At 62.8% G+C, this 14,815-nt stretch carries 12 protein-coding genes and 1 pseudogene; 7 read left to right on the top strand and 6 right to left on the bottom strand.

Translation table 11 applies throughout. The features are described from left to right. Positions 1 to 122: 122 nt before the first annotated feature. The 3 genes and pseudogenes from dsbG to dsbD form a co-directional block, all read right to left on the bottom strand. Positions 123 to 880, bottom strand: a pseudogene (dsbG, locus tag JET17_RS18070) (thiol:disulfide interchange protein DsbG). Between the two features lies 1 nt (position 881). Next, positions 882 to 1,718, bottom strand: a complete 837-nt coding sequence (locus tag JET17_RS18065) for a TlpA family protein disulfide reductase (protein WP_012315394.1) — start codon at positions 1,716 to 1,718, stop codon at positions 882 to 884. Then, complete coding sequence (dsbD, locus tag JET17_RS18060; protein WP_012315393.1) at positions 1,718 to 3,430, bottom strand: protein-disulfide reductase DsbD; 1,713 nt, start codon at positions 3,428 to 3,430, stop codon at positions 1,718 to 1,720. The genes JET17_RS18065 and dsbD overlap by 1 nt, the downstream gene beginning before the upstream one ends. Positions 3,431 to 3,695: 265 nt before the next feature. Here dsbD and JET17_RS18055 point away from each other — a divergent pair, with 265 nt between their 5' ends. Genes JET17_RS18055 through JET17_RS18035 form a run of 5 tightly spaced genes read left to right on the top strand, consistent with a single transcriptional unit; the run spans position 3,696 to position 9,808 of the window. Beyond that, positions 3,696 to 6,527, top strand: coding sequence for a xanthine dehydrogenase family protein molybdopterin-binding subunit (locus JET17_RS18055; protein WP_012315392.1), 2,832 nt, complete (start codon positions 3,696 to 3,698; stop codon positions 6,525 to 6,527). Beyond that, positions 6,520 to 7,056 (top strand): (2Fe-2S)-binding protein, encoded by a 537-nt coding sequence (locus JET17_RS18050; protein ID WP_012315391.1) that lies wholly within the window; start codon positions 6,520 to 6,522, stop codon positions 7,054 to 7,056. The genes JET17_RS18055 and JET17_RS18050 overlap by 8 nt, the downstream gene beginning before the upstream one ends. A gap of 2 nt (positions 7,057 to 7,058) precedes the next feature. Then, a complete protein-coding gene (locus tag JET17_RS18045; RefSeq protein WP_012315390.1) occupies positions 7,059 to 8,270 on the top strand; it encodes a cytochrome c in 1,212 nt (403 codons plus the stop codon). Positions 8,271 to 8,273: 3 nt separating this feature from the next. Further along, positions 8,274 to 9,245 (top strand): XdhC family protein, encoded by a 972-nt coding sequence (locus JET17_RS18040; protein ID WP_012315389.1) that lies wholly within the window; start codon positions 8,274 to 8,276, stop codon positions 9,243 to 9,245. Next, positions 9,242 to 9,808, top strand: coding sequence for a nucleotidyltransferase family protein (locus tag JET17_RS18035; RefSeq protein WP_012315388.1), 567 nt, complete (start codon positions 9,242 to 9,244; stop codon positions 9,806 to 9,808). Before JET17_RS18040 ends, JET17_RS18035 begins: the two co-directional genes overlap by 4 nt. Positions 9,809 to 9,823: 15 nt before the next feature. Here JET17_RS18035 and JET17_RS18030 read toward each other — a convergent pair whose 3' ends face one another. Genes JET17_RS18030 through JET17_RS18020 form a run of 3 tightly spaced genes read right to left on the bottom strand, consistent with a single transcriptional unit; the run spans position 9,824 to position 12,442 of the window. Next, positions 9,824 to 10,444, bottom strand: a complete 621-nt coding sequence (locus tag JET17_RS18030) for a GAD-like domain-containing protein (RefSeq protein WP_012315387.1) — start codon at positions 10,442 to 10,444, stop codon at positions 9,824 to 9,826. 22 nt (positions 10,445 to 10,466) lie between these two features. Then, positions 10,467 to 11,084: a GAD-like domain-containing protein gene (locus JET17_RS18025; protein ID WP_012315386.1), complete on the bottom strand. Its 618-nt coding sequence runs from the start codon at positions 11,082 to 11,084 to the stop codon at positions 10,467 to 10,469. 17 nt (positions 11,085 to 11,101) lie between these two features. After that, a complete protein-coding gene (locus JET17_RS18020; protein ID WP_012315385.1) occupies positions 11,102 to 12,442 on the bottom strand; it encodes a DUF6861 domain-containing protein in 1,341 nt (446 codons plus the stop codon). Between the two features lie 250 nt (positions 12,443 to 12,692). Between JET17_RS18020 and JET17_RS18015 the strand changes: the two genes are divergently transcribed. Together JET17_RS18015 and JET17_RS18010 are read left to right on the top strand one after the other, a co-directional pair. Beyond that, positions 12,693 to 13,376, top strand: coding sequence for a response regulator transcription factor (locus JET17_RS18015; protein WP_012315384.1), 684 nt, complete (start codon positions 12,693 to 12,695; stop codon positions 13,374 to 13,376). After that, positions 13,373 to 14,695 carry an ATP-binding protein gene (locus tag JET17_RS18010; RefSeq protein WP_012315383.1) on the top strand — a complete coding sequence of 441 codons (1,323 nt, stop codon included), beginning with the start codon at positions 13,373 to 13,375 and terminating at the stop codon, positions 14,693 to 14,695. The genes JET17_RS18015 and JET17_RS18010 overlap by 4 nt, the downstream gene beginning before the upstream one ends. Positions 14,696 to 14,815 lie beyond the last annotated feature (120 nt).

Genomic DNA, 14,815 nt, shown 5'->3' with positions numbered 1-14,815 from the left:
GGGCGCTGGGCGCCCATTTCGCCGGCAAGCCGGCCCACAGGTACAACACGGCTCATGGGCGCAGTGGAATATCTGTGGGAACCGGCTTGCCGGCGATGAGGCCGATGCAGCCGGCTGATAATTCAGCGCTTGCCGAGAATTTTCCCCAACAACTCCGGCCGCGGTGCCCCTTGCTGGCTCTGCAGGTTGCCCTGCTCATCCTGATAGAAGATCGCCGGGGTGGCCTGCAGGCCCATTTCTTCCATCAAGGCCAGGTTCGCCGCCAGTTTCTGCTGCACCGCCTCTGGCACCTTGTCCAGCGCTTTCAGCGTACTGGCCTTGCCTGCTTTCTCATGCTGTTCGAGCGCTTTGGCCGGGTCCTTGGCGGCCAGCAGTGCCGCCGATTTGCCTGGGCTGTCCTCGCGGATGATGCCGACCATGATATGGCGCAGCTGTACCTTGCCCGACTCCACCCATGGCCGTGCCTGCTGCCAGAACATGTTGCAGTACGGCAGTTCGGGTCGCTGAACAGATATACCTTGCGCGGTGCATCGGCTTTGCCGTCAGCGATCCAGCTGGTTTTTTCCAGCTTTGCCCAAATGGCCTTGGACATGGGCCCGTACACCAGCTTTTCCAGGGGGGCGGCACTGAGGTCCTGGCCCTGTTCGTCAAACAGGCTGCCGACCAGTACATGCTTGCCATCGGGTGTGAGGTACAGGGCGATGCCGTTGTTCTGGTACTCGGCGGCGTAACCGCGCAGGCCATCGGGTGCATCGAAGCTGCCTTTGATCACGGCGCCCTTGGCTTGCAGTTGCTCGATTGCCTTGGGCAGCGTTTCGGCATGCGCCAGCGGGGCGGTCAGCAGGGCCAGGGACAGGGGCAGCAGTGCAGTCAGTCGCATGTCATTTTCCTTGTGCGGCAGGGGCGGGCGCAGCGGCCCGTTCGAAAGGTTCCAGGGCACGGTGCAGGCTGGCCCGGGACAGCTCGCCCAGGTGGCTGCCGATCAGCCGCCCGTTGGCGTCGTAGAACAGGGTGGTGGGCAGGGCCATCGAACCTACCCGCTGGGCCAGAATGCCGGTGCCGTCGAACAGCACATGGGTCAGGCTCAGGCCAGTGGTGGCGAGGAAGGTGCTGACGTTTTCCGGCGTCTCGCCCTGGTTGACGAACAGGAAAGTCACGTGAGGGTACTCACCCTGGGCGTGTTGCAGCACCGGCATTTCCCGGCGGCACGGCGGGCACCAGGTCGCCCATATGTTGATCACCAGCGGCTTGCCGCGATAGCTGTGCAGTGCAACCGATTGCCCGCTGGCATTGCGCAGGCTCAGCTCTGGCAGCTCGGTGCCCTTGCTGTACAGATGGCTGCCAAGGCTGGCCAGCCCCCAGAACAGCGCGCCACTGAACAGCGCCCAGCCCAGCGGGCGGCGCAGCCCGGGGTGGCGCCAGGCTTGCCAGAGGCTGGCGAGCACGACACCGATCAGCCCCGACCAGAGCAGAAAGCCACCATCGCGGATGTCGATCACCTGCACCAGGTCATCGCGGTACATCGGCCAGTAGGCCAGCACGAAGCCCAGGCGAGCGCACAGCAGGCCGATCAGGAACAGGTTGAACAGCGCCGACTCCGGGCTTTCGCCGCCTCGCCGGGCGACCCACCAGCCGACCAGGCTGGCGATGCCCAGAGCGGCGAGCATCAACAGATGATTGAGGGCCATGGTCAGGGGCCCCAGGGTTACCGTCAGCATCAACCTTGGCTCCTGGTCTGGGCCCAATGTTGCAGGAATCCGGCCGCATCCACCTCGCCGGTGATGCGCCGTGCGCGGCGTTCTTCGCCTTCCGGGCCGAGCCAGATGATGCTGGGTGGGCCGGGTACCTGGTAGCGTTGCAGCAGCGCGCGGCTGGCGGGGGCATCGGCGGTCACGTCCAGGCGCAGCAGGTGCACGCCGGCCAGGCTGGCTTGCACATCGTCACGGGCAAACACCTTTTTTTCCATGACTTTGCACGATACGCACCAGTCGGCGTAGTAATCGACCATCACCCATTGGCCACGGGCTTTGGCCGCATCGAGCTCACGTTGCAGGTCCTCCGGGCGGCTGACGGTGACAAACGCATCTTCGGCGTGCTGAGTGGCCGAAGGTGCGGGGCCGCCGGCAAACGGGCGCAACGGCTGCCAGAGGTCATCGCCACCGGCGGCAGCGCCTATCAGCAGCAGGCCGCCCCACAATGCACCCAGCAGCGGTACGGCGCGCAAGGCAGGCAAGCGCTGCAGGGCCGGCCACGCGGCCCAGCCCAGTGCAATCAGCCATGCACCGCTCAAGGCCAGCAGCAGCGGAGCGGCCAGCAGGCTGCGTACGGTGTACAGGGCCATGGCCAGGAACACGAAGCCGAACACACCCTTTACCCGCTCCATCCAGGCGCCCGGGCGCGGCAGGTAGCGGTTGCCCAAGGTCACCAGCAACAGCAGTGGCACACCCATGCCCAGGCCAAGGCTGAACAGCACCAGCGCGCCTTGCAGCACATCGCCACTCTGCGCGATGTAAAGCAGGGCGCCGGCCAGCGGGGCGGTCATGCACGGCCCGAGCAGCAGGCCGGACAGTGCCCCCAATAGCGCCGCACCGTAGAGGTTGCCGCCCCGGGTGCTCTGCCCGGCACGGTCCAGGCGATCACGCAGGGCGGCTGGCAATTGCAATTCGAAAGCGCCAAACATCGGCAGGGCAAGTATCACGAACAGCGCCGCCAGGCTGCCGAGCAGCCAAGGCTGCTGCAGCCAGGCTTGCAGGCTGGCGCCAAGCAGCGCAGCGACCACGCCGAGCCCTGCATACACCAGCGCCATGCTCAGCACGTAGACCCCGGCCAGCACCCAGCCACGTCGTGCACTGGCGCCGTTGCCCATGACCAGGCCGGCGAGGATCGGCAGCATGGGCAGCGAGCAAGGGGTGAACGCCAGCAGCAGGCCGAGGCCGAAGAATGCCAGCAGGCTCCAGCCAAGGCTGGCGCTTTGCAGGCCGCTGGCCAGGGCTTGGTCGCTTGCCTGGTCAGTGGCAGGCGCGGCGCTGCCGCCCAGGTCGATGACAGTGGTTTGCGGCGGGTAGCACAGGCCGGCGTCGGCGCAGCCCTGCCAGCCCAGGCGCAACTGGCCTTGGGCGTTGGCGGGCAGCAGCAGTTCGAGTTGGTCGCGGTACACCGCGCTGTCGCCGAAGAATTCATCGTGATGGTTGAGGGCCGGCGGCAGTTGCGGGTGCTGCTCGACGGGCAGGCCGTCGAATTTCAGGCGCTTCTGGTAGAGGTAGTAACCCTGTTTGATCTGGAAATAAAGGCGCATCTGGCCGTCGGCCTGGCGGTCGTGGGTCAGGACGAACGCCTGGTTCACCGGCAGGAAGTCGGGTTTGACGTCGAACGGGTTGGCCTGCAGCGGGCCGGCCATAAGGAATGTGAGGAAGAGCAGGAGGACGCGCATGTCTTCGCCTTGGCAGATTTGAACGGGGCCATGCTGGCTTGAGTCGATTAACCCAAGGTTAACCTGTGGCCACGTTCGTGCGAGCTGAGCGTGGACATACCGCGACATACTGTCTGCTTGACTTTGCCAAAACCTACTTGAGTGCTGTAAAGTTGACGTGAAAGTCAGTTTTTGTGGGCGCCCTGTGTCGGCGCTCACCTCCTTCCGCGTTTCCAGCACAAGAATCAAAAGATGGGCAGGCAGCGGCCTGCCCAGAGGATCAAGCATGTCCAACCGTGATATTTCCCGGCGCTCCTTCCTGCAAGGTGGCCTGATCGCCGGTGTCGGCGTGAGCATGGCGCCGCTCGGCAGCCAGGCCTTCGCTGCACTGATGGAAGATCGTGTCACCACGTCGCCGCAAAAGTGGATGAACCACGACGGCAAGGCGCGTTTCCGTAACGACGCGTTGTCCAAGGTGTGCGGCAACAAAGTCTTTGCCCGCGACATCCGCGCCAAGGACATGCCCGGCTGGCCCGAGCAGCAAGGGCACGCCATGTTGCTCAAGACCACCAAAGCCGACCGTATCTACGCCGGTTACGACCTTGAGTGGCTCGGCGCCGGGTTGCAGCCAGACCGCATCGTCACGGCCGCTGACCTGGAAAAGGACGGCATCGCCTGGCCCGAAGCTCATTCGCCCGACCCGCTGTTGCCACCTGGCAAGGTGCCGATGTTCATTGGCCACCCGGTGGCGATCCTGATCTGGAACGACTTCGAGCGCTTCCGCCAGGCCAAGCGCAAGCTGCAGTTCAACGACAAGGCGATCCGCTACGGGGCCCAGGCCCCGCTGTATCAGCGCGACCCTTATGGCAGCTTCCGCTTCGTCCGCGTTGGTGGGGCCACGCCGTTCGACGACGATGAGTTCTCCAGCCTGAAGAACGCCATGCTGTTCCCCACCATTCTCAACCGTAAGCCGGTGTGGTCCAAGCAGCCCAACCAGCACGGCGACCTCACCGAGCAGGGCCTGTTCTACGCCAAACGCATCGGCGAGCAACTGGACAACCCACCCGAAGACTGGCTGGTGTTCGATGAGCGCTACAAGACGCCTTCCATCGAACCGGCGGCGCTTGAGCCCGACAACGGCAATGGCTGGTACGACGCCGGCACCGGCACGCTGCACTTCGTGGTCGCCACCCAGTGCCCGTTCGAAGTGGCGCAGGACTGCGTGCACATGATCAAGCCGTCGCGCTTCGCCCTCAAACACCTCAACATGCACCCGGGTTACACCGTGGGTTATGGCTCCAAAGACAACAACATCTTCGTGTTTTACGCTGCGGTTGCCGCGCTGTATGGCGCCGGTGTGCCGGTCCGCCTGGCCAACGACCGCTATGAGCAGTTCCAGAGCGGCATCAAGCGTCATGCCTTCGACATCCGCTATCAACTGGCCGTGGACAAGAAGGACAACAGCTTCAGGATCTTCCGCGCCGACATGAGCTGTGACGGCGGCGGCCGGATCAACTACAGCCCGTCGGTGGCCGCAGTCGGGGCCACGGCGGCGCAGTCGATCTACTACATGCCGCAGAACGACCTGTCCGTCACCGCCTACCACTCGCGGGGCGTCGAGGCAGGGTCCATGCGTGGCTACGGTACCCTGCAGACCATGGCGGCCACCGAAATGATGGTCGACGAGGTCGCCCAACGCCTGGGTGTCGATGCCATCGACCTGCGTCGGGCCAATGCGCTGAAGTCAGGCATGAAGAACACCCAGGGCGCAGTGCCCGCCGGCGCTTTGCGCCTGCACGAGATCCTCGACAAGGCTGCTGCCCACGACTGGTGGCGCAACCGTGACGCGCGCAAGCGACAGGTGGACGCCAAGGACCCGGACCACTGGTACGGCGTGGGCTTTGCCATTTGCCAGAAGGATTTCGGCACCGGTTCCGAAGCGCCGATGGCCAGCGTCGAGTTCACTGCCGATGGCCGCATCAGCCTGCGCCACATCGGCACCGAACTGGGCACCGGCATGTCCACTTCCCAGGCCCTGGTGGTCAGCGACTTCCTCGGCCGCTCGGCCGACGAGGTGAAGACCGCAGTGACCGAGTGGCCTGAACTGCAACTGGCCACCAGCGGCAACCCTTACCTGATCAGCCAGGCCGAGCAGGATGCGGCGCTGCGCAACCCGCGCTGGGTCGGCAAACTGGCATCGCCATCGTCGGCGACCAACTCGGCGTTCTATTTCAGCCACGCCACCCGGGAAGCGGCGCGCGTGCTGTTCAATCATGGCCTCTGGCCGGCGGCCATGGCCCTGTGGCGCCAAGGCCCGTTCGGCGGTCAGGCCAACCCCTTGGTGGTGCGCCGCGAGAACGCGGTATGGGTCAATGGTGAGCTGACCGGCAACGGGCTGGCGCCCATTCCCTTCGCCGAGCTTGCGAAGAAAGCCCACGAAATGGGCCTGGTCACCGGCGTCAGCGTTCACGGTTTCAACCGTTGGAGCTGGGCAGAAGCCGACTTCGTCATCGACGGCGTGCGCGAGCGTTTCCCGCTCGATGCCGTGGCCGTTAAATACGGTGAGGGTGCACCGAACGCCAAGAAAGCGCAGATGAGCAGCAACGGCTACCACTTGCTCGACCGGCAGAACGCCGCCTACCCGGCCACCCAGTTGAACAACGCCATGGTCACTTACTACAGCCCGGTGGCCACTATCGTCGAAGTGAAAGTGAACAAGGGCACCCATGAAGTCCAGGTGCTCAACCATCACAGCTGGGTCGAGTGCGGCCGGGTGTTGGTACCGGAGCTGGTCAAGGGCCAGCTCGAAGGCGGCATCGCCATGGGCATTGGCCATGCGCTGACCGAAGAGATGCCACTGCATGAGGGTGGCCCGGGGGAGGGCGACTGGAACTTCAACCGCTATCGCCTGCCGCATGCCAAGGACGTGGCCGTCTGGAAGCAGACGTCCGAGATCCTCCCACCGTTGTCGCCCACCGACCCGTCCAAGGGTATTGCCGAGGTGGTGATGATCCCGGTGGTCGGTGCCATCGGCAACGCCGTGGCCCATGCCATTGGCAAGCGTGTTCGCGATCTTCCGATTACTCCAGCCCGCATCAAGGAGGCCCTCAATGGCTAACCGTCCGCTTCAACTGACCCTCAATGGTCAACCTGTCGGTCCGGTCGAGGTCCCCGACGACCTGGCGATGATCGATTACCTACACGAACACCAGAACCTCACCGGCTCGCGCCTGGGCTGCGGCCAGGGTATCTGCCATGCCTGCGTGGTGATCGTCGACAACCCCGATGGCACCAGTGAAGAAGTGCGCACCTGCATCACCGGTGCCCACTACTTCGCCGGCAAGAAGGTCCGTACCATCGAGAGCCATGCCAAGCAGGACGAGGCCGGCAACTTCACGCTGAACCCGATCCAGCAGAAGTTCGTCGACCTGTTCGCCTTCCAGTGCAGCTACTGTGCACCCGGCTTCGTCAACGCGGCGACCGTGCTGGTGGAAAATGCCCAGCGCCAGCCGGTGAAGAAGAGCGAACTTGAAGACCGCATCGAAGAGAGCCTGGGGCATCACATTTGCCGCTGCACCGGCTACGTACGCTATTACGATGCTACCCGCACGGTCCTCAACGACCTCGGCCTGGTCAAGGAGGGTTGAGCATGGCGTTCGTTCGTTCCGGTCTCACGCTGGCGCTGGGCCTTGCCGTCGCAATGGTTGCCCAGGCAGATGACCAGGCGCTGGTCAAACGTGGGGAATACCTGGCTCGCGCAGCCGACTGCATGGCCTGCCACACCGCCGAAGGCGGCGCGCCGTATGCCGGCGGCCTGCCGATCCACTCGCCGTTCGGGACCATCTATGGCACCAACATCACCCCGGACAAACAGTACGGCATCGGCAACTACACGGCCGACGAATTCTTTGCGGCCGTCACCGAGGGCAAGCGCAAGGACGGCGCCAACCTGTACCCGGCCATGCCCTACACCTCGTACCACCTGATCTCCCGGGAAGACTCGGACGCGATACTTGCATACCTGATGACCGTGCCGCCGATCAATCGCCCGGCACCGCAGACCAAGCTCAGCTTCCCGTTCAACGTGCGCATGGGCCTGTCGGGCTGGAACATGCTGTACGGCAAGAGCGTGCAGTTGCAGCCCACCGACGGCAAGAGCCCGGCATGGCAGCGCGGGCAGTACATGGTCGAAGTCATGGGCCACTGCGGCGAGTGCCATACCCCGCGTAACCCGATTGGTGCGCTGCAGCAGGATCAGCGCCTGACCGGCGGGCTGCTCAATGGTTACCTGGCACCGAGCCTGCTGGCCAAGGACCTGGCCGAGCGTGGCTGGACCCAGCCCGACCTCACCACCTTCCTGAAGCACGGCATCAGTGCCCAGGGCAGCATGTTCAACGAGATGTACCCGGTGGTGCACCATAGCACCCAGCACCTCAAGGACGCCGACCTGGCCGCCATGGCCACCTACCTGTTGGGTGAACAGCCACCGCCTGCCAAGGTCATACAGGAAGTCCCCCTGGACCAGCTCAGCGACAGCGCCAAGCGCGGCCGACAGCAGTACCTCAACGTCTGCGCCGGCTGCCACGGTGTGGACGGCGAAGGCAAGCCGCATATCGCGGTGGCCATGCAGGGCAACACGGTGCTGCGTCAGGGGGACTCGCGCAACCTGGTCAAGGCCATCCTCGACGGTATCCGTGAGCAGCAATTCACAGGCTTCGAACGCATGCAGCCAATGCCAGGCTTTGCCGACAAACTCAGTGATGAGCAGGTCACGGATATGGTCAACTACCTGCGTCAGGCCTGGGGCGGATTGCCGGGTGATTTGAGCGTACAGCAGCTAGCTGAGCTGAAGGCGGAGTAATACGTGCAACATCTTGATCTGCAGGTCGTACACCAGGCGATGCAGTGGTCGGGCAACGGCCAGCGGGTCTGGTTGTGCACGGTGCTTGCCACTTACGGGTCGGCGCCTCGCGCGCCGGGCTCGCTGCTGGCGGTGAACGAGGCAGGGCACTGGGTGGGCTCGCTGTCGGGCGGCTGCGTCGAGGAAGACTTCCTTGAGCGCGTGGCCCTTGGCGAGTTTCCCGAGCCGGTGGCGATCGTGCGTTATGGCGATGACAGCGACCGGCGTTCGAGCATTCGCCTGCCGTGTGGCGGGGTGCTGGAAGTGCTGGTGGAAAATCTGCCGGCCGATTGCGAAGTGCAGGCGCATCTGCGCGCCTTGGCTAGTGCGTTGCAGGGCCAGCGGCGGCTCTTGCGCGAGGTTAGCCTGCCTGACGGCACGCGTCGGCTCAGCGACGACTCGTGCCAGGGCCCAAGGGTCGAACGTGATAGCACCCGTGTGTGCCTGCGTGTGGGCGCTGCCCAGCGGCTGCTGTTGGCGGGGTATTCCAGCGTTGCGCATTATTGCGCCGAGTTCGGCAAAGGGCTGGGTTTTGAAGTCATCCTCTGCGACCCGCGTGACGAGGTGCTCGAAGGCGTGGTGCTGGACGGCGTCGAAGTGCGTCGCGAGTTGCCGTCAGAATTCATCGCCAACGGTGGTTGCCATGCCGACACGGCAGTGGTTGCATTGACCCATGATCCCAAAATCGATGACTTGGCCATGCTTGAAGCAGTACGTACCGAGGCGTTTTACATTGGCGTCATGGGCTCCAAGGCCACCTCCGACAAGCGTCGCGAACGCCTGCAGCGCATCGGTGGCCTGGACAGCGGCGAGCTGGCGCGCATCCACGCACCGATCGGCCTAAACCTGGGCAGCAAGACCCCGGCAGAGATCGCCCTGGCAGTGCTGGCCGATATTCTGCGCATGCGTAACGACATCGAGCGGGCGGCGCTGTGAGTATCGTTGCGCTGGTGCTGGCGGCGGGCAGCAGCGTGCGTTTCGGTGGCGACAAGCGCCGGGCGACGTTGGGCGACGGGCGCAGCTTGCTGGTGCATAGCGTAGAGGGGGCTTGCTTGGTGTTCAGCGATGTTCGCGTGGTACTGCGCGATGGCGAGCGGGGCGAGGACCTGGGCTTGCCGGGCGCATGCCGGATCATTTCCAGCCCGGATGCCGGGTTGGGGATGGGGCATAGCCTGGCGGCCGGGGCTGCGTCGTTGATCGATAGTGAGGCACAGGCGGTGGCGGTTCTGTTGGGCGATATGCCCTGGATCGCTCAGGCAACGTTGGGCCAGCTTGCCGCGGTTGCCGATTTATCCAAGATCGTTTTGCCAGAACATGACGGACAACAGGGGCACCCGGTGTTGTTCGGGCGCGATTTCTGGCCGGCGCTTTCACGCCTGACGGGTGATGAAGGGGCGCGTTCTGTGGTGAAGGCACACCCGGCGAGTTGCATCAGGCTTCAGGTGCAGGACGCCGGGGTGTTGCAGGATGTGGACCGGCCCGAATCTGTTAACCGCTGAGCGCGGTCGTTCTGCCTATTCATTTTCTTCTTCCTCTTCGTCGAGTTCATACGGCTGAAGGTCAGCCAGTTGCGCGAGCAGAATCAAATGCACTTCGGCATCGAGTCGTTGAAGGTTTCCCGGTTCGGCAGAACCTCCCAGCATCAGGGCAGGCACGAACCCATACATCTCGCCAGCCTCCAAATCGCCCAACGCTTTTCTGGCCTCGTCGAAAAGCCCCAGGCCGATGTTTTCGGTCATGGCCCGCATGAGCAAGCTCTGGATTTTGTTGTCCCGTTCTTCGCTGTTGGCGCTTGGCGCACTCAAGAAGTACCGGGAATGGTAGGCCGCAATGGTCAGGAGCGAGCCGGTGTTTTCACCCCACAGGTACAACTCGCCGAAAGCGCTGCGGGCAATGAGGTGGTAGGTGTCGTGGGTGGTGCCACCCAGCCAGGCATCGACTACGGATTCGTATTCACGCGGGTTTACCAGCCAGAAAAGGCCACTGCCGTAGCCGCACCAGCCGTGTTCTTTCCAGTAGTCGAGGAGTTGGTTGGGGAGTTTGTCTTTGTAATGATCGAGGGCCGAGGGCGGTACGGGCTGGTAGCCGATAGTGTCGCCGAAGGCGTCGAGGAAGCGACTATAAACTGTGTCCATTGTATTAGTCCTTTAGGTCGAGTTAGAGGTTTGAAAAACTGAAGGGTTCGAGCTGGCAGATCTCAGAGAGTATTAGCAAATGCTCGACAGCTTTAACTTTTTCGAGGTGGGCAATATCGCAAGGTCCGCCCATTGCTAAGGCGGGAACGAATCCATACATCTCATTGTGGTTTAATTCTCCTAGTTTTTTCTTCGCAGGCTTGAACATGCCGTCGAAATCGACAGATGCCTTTTCTTTGCTGAGGAAAAAGTTCTGGACCTCTCTGTCCATGTCATCTGCCCTTAACTCATATTCGCTAGCCCTGTAGCGCGAGATGTGAGGCAAGATTTTTACGGAGAAACCTGTGGTTTCTCCAAATAAATAAAGGTCGCCAAACGCGCCGCGAGCGATAAGATGATATTTATCTCTATTTTCTAATGGGGAGCCTTCAATGAATGAGGCGGTCACACCTTCATACTCCTGTGGATTGACAGTCCAAAATATTCCGTCACCATATCCACACCAGCCATGCTCCTTCCAATGTTTCAGTAATGTGTCGGGTAGTATTCCTCTATATCGCTCTATGCTTGAAGGGGGCACTGCCTGTCGGAATGCAGGTCCACCGACTTGTTCAATGAATAGCGAGTAAACTTCATCCACGGCGTAGTCCTCGGGGCTCAGCACTTATGCAGTCGTATGTTGAGCAAGCTTGTGCCTGCTCCTGATTTTGACGCTGTCTCAGCGGCGGATTTCATGCTCTCAATTTTGCTTCTCCATTGTGGGCCTATCGTTGAATTAACTTGCTTGTCCCCGAAGTCAGAAATGGCATCTCGCCCACCGGCTATTAAGTCAGGGTTATGCAGGGCAGCTAAGGATGACATGGTTTCCTTCGCTTGCTTGACTGAGAGCTTTCTTGCTTCCAAGGGACTCATGGTTTTCAAAAGGTCTCTCTGAATTCTCTCCTGCAACTCAGCGTAGAGTTCTTTCCTTGCAATTTTTGCGAGGTGGGGATTTCGCTTGGCTGGATTAGCGAGGTTTTCGAGAAACTCCTCAACCGTCAGCCGATTCAACCCGTCCTGCTGTCCCTTCAACTGACGCTCAAACTCGCCATGCTTGGATGTCGGCAATTTGTCCGCCTTGAAACATGCCACCGTATGCAGCGGCATGCTACCGGGCTTGCCTGTGGAAGGCTCCTTGTCTTTCCCAGAACGAATCGGAGGCTCAAGGTCGTGATTACCCATCGCCCCCTTACGCCGCTCCGGCAACTGCAAATCCGGCCGCTTCTTCAGCCCCTCTTCATGCTTGAGCATCCATTGCCCAAGCCGCCCCCCCTTGCTGCTGGCCGCCATCTCCTGCGCCAGCACCCGGGCATCGCCCCGGCCACGTGTGAGGTAAGAAACGATCGCCCCCAATAACAGAACCACCACTTCCACATGGCCCAACGCAATGTGATGGGCCGCCCTGGAAATTGCATGCGGATCGTCCCGCCCGAAGGGGTTGAGGTCTTCGTCCCGTGTGCCCTCCCAGGCGATGCGGATGCCATTGATGTAGTACTCGCCGATCCGGGGCAAACCGTCTATGAAGAACTCGGCAATGGAGGCAAGTCCCAGTGCGCCCAGGATCCAGCCACTGACCTTGAGGCCCATCGCCGCGCCAGCGCCGGCCAGGGGAATGGCCCCTGCACCGGCGCCGAACGCCCCGATCCCGGCGCCAATCGCGCCGCCGGTTAACGTGCTGCCGACGACGATCATCGCCATCTGCCTGACGACGATCAGCAGTTCGTCAATGATGCTGGCGATGTCCAGGTCGGCGAAGCGCTGGCGCAGCATGCGCGCGGCCTGCCATTCGGCCTGGTTGAAGGCAGACTGCACCGCCCTGAGTCGGCGTAGGTTGAGTGACAGTGAAGCCACTGGCTGGTTGTGGTGGGTGCGGAAATGGGCGCCTCCCTGATAGCCCACTTTATCGATGATCCGCGACTCGATCTCGTGCCATGACGGCACCAGGTGGCTCAGAAACATGTGTGTCTCCCTGACAACGCTGTGCAGGGGGAAATCACATCATGGGTTGGAGGTGATCATTTCCGTAAACCTTGTAGGAAATGTCTATATCGTCTGCGAAAGGATATGATCATGGTGCAAAATGATCGATGCCCATGTCTGAGGCCGGGGACTTGGATGCCATGCCCACCATGGCCGAAAAAAGGCCCATAATCCCCAGTTAATCCCTTCATAGTGCAATGCCAGCCATACCACTCCGGGAGCCCCCACCATGCACGTTCTGCTCTGCGAGGACGACGACCTGATCGCCAGCGGCATCTGCGCCGGCCTCACCGCCCAAGGCCTGACCGTCGACCGCGTAGCCAACGCCGGTGCCGCCCGGGCCATGCTCCAGGCGGCGCAGTTCGATGTGATGATCCTCGACCTTGGCCTGCCCGATGAAGACGGCCTCAAGCTGTTGCGCCGCTTGCGTCAGCAGGGTATCGATCTGCCGGTGCTGGTGCTCACCGCGCGCGATGCGGTCACCGACCGGGTCGACGGCCTGCAGGCCGGTGCCGACGACTACCTGCTCAAGCCCTTCGACCTGCGCGAGCTGGCCGCGCGTCTGCACACCTTGCTGCGCCGGGTTGCCGGGCGGGCGGTGAACGTGATCGAGCATGGCCCGCTGCGCTACGACCCCAGTAGCTGCGAAGCGACCCTGGCCGGTCAGCCGGTCGACCTGTCGCGGCGTGAGCAGGCCTTGCTCCAGGCGCTGCTGCAGAACCCGGGCCGGGTGCTGTCCAGTGAACAGCTCAAGGACTGCGTGTACGGCTTCAGCGACGAAGTCGAAAGCAACGCCCTCAACGTGCATATCCATCACTTGCGCCGCAAGCTTGGCAACAGCATCGTCGAGACCGTGCGCGGCCTGGGCTACCGCCTTGGCCCGGCGCAGGCGCCAGAGGAAGCCGCATCATGAGCCTGCGGGTACGCCTGAGCCTGATTCTGGGCAGCGCGTTCATCATCATTTGGGTGCTCGCTGCTGCCTGGATGCTGCGCGACCTGCGCCAGCAGATGATGTTCTCCCTCGACCAGCGCCTGGTGGCTTCGGCGCGCATGGTTGCCGGGCTTATCGATCAGTTGCCCAAGCCGCTGACCGCAAAGGGCGAGGAGGCGCATTTTTCCGCCGACCAGTTCACCGTGCCAGACGGCATGGCCTGTCAGGTGAGCTCGCTACGCGGCGAGATTCTTGCCAGCAACCACAAGCATGACGGCGGCATGGACGATGAACAAAGCGGCTTCCGCGACCAGACCATCGACGGTGCACTGTGGCGAACCTTCACCTACAACCATGGCGATGTGCGCATCACCACTGCCGACCGTCACATGGAGCGCGAGGCACTTAACCAGTCGATCCTGCTGGCAGCTTCGGCACCGGTGCTGATGGCCTTGCTCGGCAGCCTGGGGCTGGTGTGGATCGGCCTTGGCAAAGGCCTGGAGCCGCTCAATCGCATGCGTGACGCCTTGCGCAGGCGGCGTGCCGACAGCGTTGAGCCGTTGCAGGTGGCGGGCTTGCCCAGTGAGTTGCAACCCTTGCTCGACACACAGAACCAGCTGTTTCTGCGCATCGCCCAGACCCTCGAGCGCGAACGGCGGCTGACCGACGACGCCGCGCATGAACTGCGCAGCCCGCTGACGGCGATCAAGACCCACCTGCAGGTGGCCCGCATGACCGACGGCGCAGTGCGCGAACAGGCGCTGGAGCATGCGGAACAGGGTACCGACCGCATGCACCGGACCCTGGAACAGCTGCTTCTGCTGGCGCGGGTCGAAGGCAGCCTGTCGTTCGAAGATGGCGTGCAGTGCAGCGCCGAACAGGTCGCCCGGCAGGCCGTGCAGGATGCCGGTGGGGGTGACAACCGGCGCATCGTTCTGCGCCTGCCCGAGCAGGCCACGCAGATCTACCTCGGCATGCCGGCACCGCTGGCGGTGGCGGCGCTGCGCAATCTGCTGGACAACGCCCTGCGTCATGGCGGTGACACTGAAGTGGAACTGGAGGTGCAGATGGCCGATGGGCAGATTGGTTTCATGGTGCGTGACCATGGGCCTGGTATTGCCGCTGATGACCTGCAGCACTTGACCGAGCGCTTCTGGCGCAACGGCCAGAGCGGTGGCTGCGGGCTGGGGTTGGCGATTGTCCAGGCGATCGTGCAGCGCTGTGCCGGCAGCTTGCGCTTCGACAGCCAGAGCGATGGCTTGCGGGTGGTGCTGCAAGTGCCGGCGCGCTCGGGGGCTTGATCTTCGCAGCCTGTACCGGCCCCATCGCCTGCTTGCCGGCGATGGGGCCGGTACAGACCCCAAAAAATCCCATAACAAGCGCTAAATCCTCCCCCCAGCCAAGCGTTTTCCAAGCGACAA

Origin of the sequence: Pseudomonas putida, assembly GCF_016406145.1 — a bacterium.
Classification (GTDB): domain Bacteria; phylum Pseudomonadota; class Gammaproteobacteria; order Pseudomonadales; family Pseudomonadaceae; genus Aquipseudomonas; species Aquipseudomonas putida_E.
The sequence above is the reverse complement of the archived record's forward strand: the minus strand, read 5'-3'. Positions and strand labels throughout refer to the sequence as shown.

Coding starts and splice junctions, on each gene's coding strand:
- JET17_RS18045 (WP_012315390.1), top strand. CDS start 7,059: ATGGCGTTCGTTCGTTCCGGTCTCACGCTGGCGCTGGGCCTTGCCGTC.
- JET17_RS18030 (WP_012315387.1), bottom strand. CDS start 10,444: ATGGACACAGTTTATAGTCGCTTCCTCGACGCCTTCGGCGACACTATC.
- JET17_RS18055 (WP_012315392.1), top strand. CDS start 3,696: ATGTCCAACCGTGATATTTCCCGGCGCTCCTTCCTGCAAGGTGGCCTG.
- JET17_RS18065 (WP_012315394.1), bottom strand. CDS start 1,718: ATGCTGACGGTAACCCTGGGGCCCCTGACCATGGCCCTCAATCATCTG.
- JET17_RS18050 (WP_012315391.1), top strand. CDS start 6,520: ATGGCTAACCGTCCGCTTCAACTGACCCTCAATGGTCAACCTGTCGGT.
- JET17_RS18010 (WP_012315383.1), top strand. CDS start 13,373: ATGAGCCTGCGGGTACGCCTGAGCCTGATTCTGGGCAGCGCGTTCATC.
- dsbD (WP_012315393.1), bottom strand. CDS start 3,430: ATGCGCGTCCTCCTGCTCTTCCTCACATTCCTTATGGCCGGCCCGCTG.
- JET17_RS18015 (WP_012315384.1), top strand. CDS start 12,693: ATGCACGTTCTGCTCTGCGAGGACGACGACCTGATCGCCAGCGGCATC.
- JET17_RS18020 (WP_012315385.1), bottom strand. CDS start 12,442: ATGTTTCTGAGCCACCTGGTGCCGTCATGGCACGAGATCGAGTCGCGG.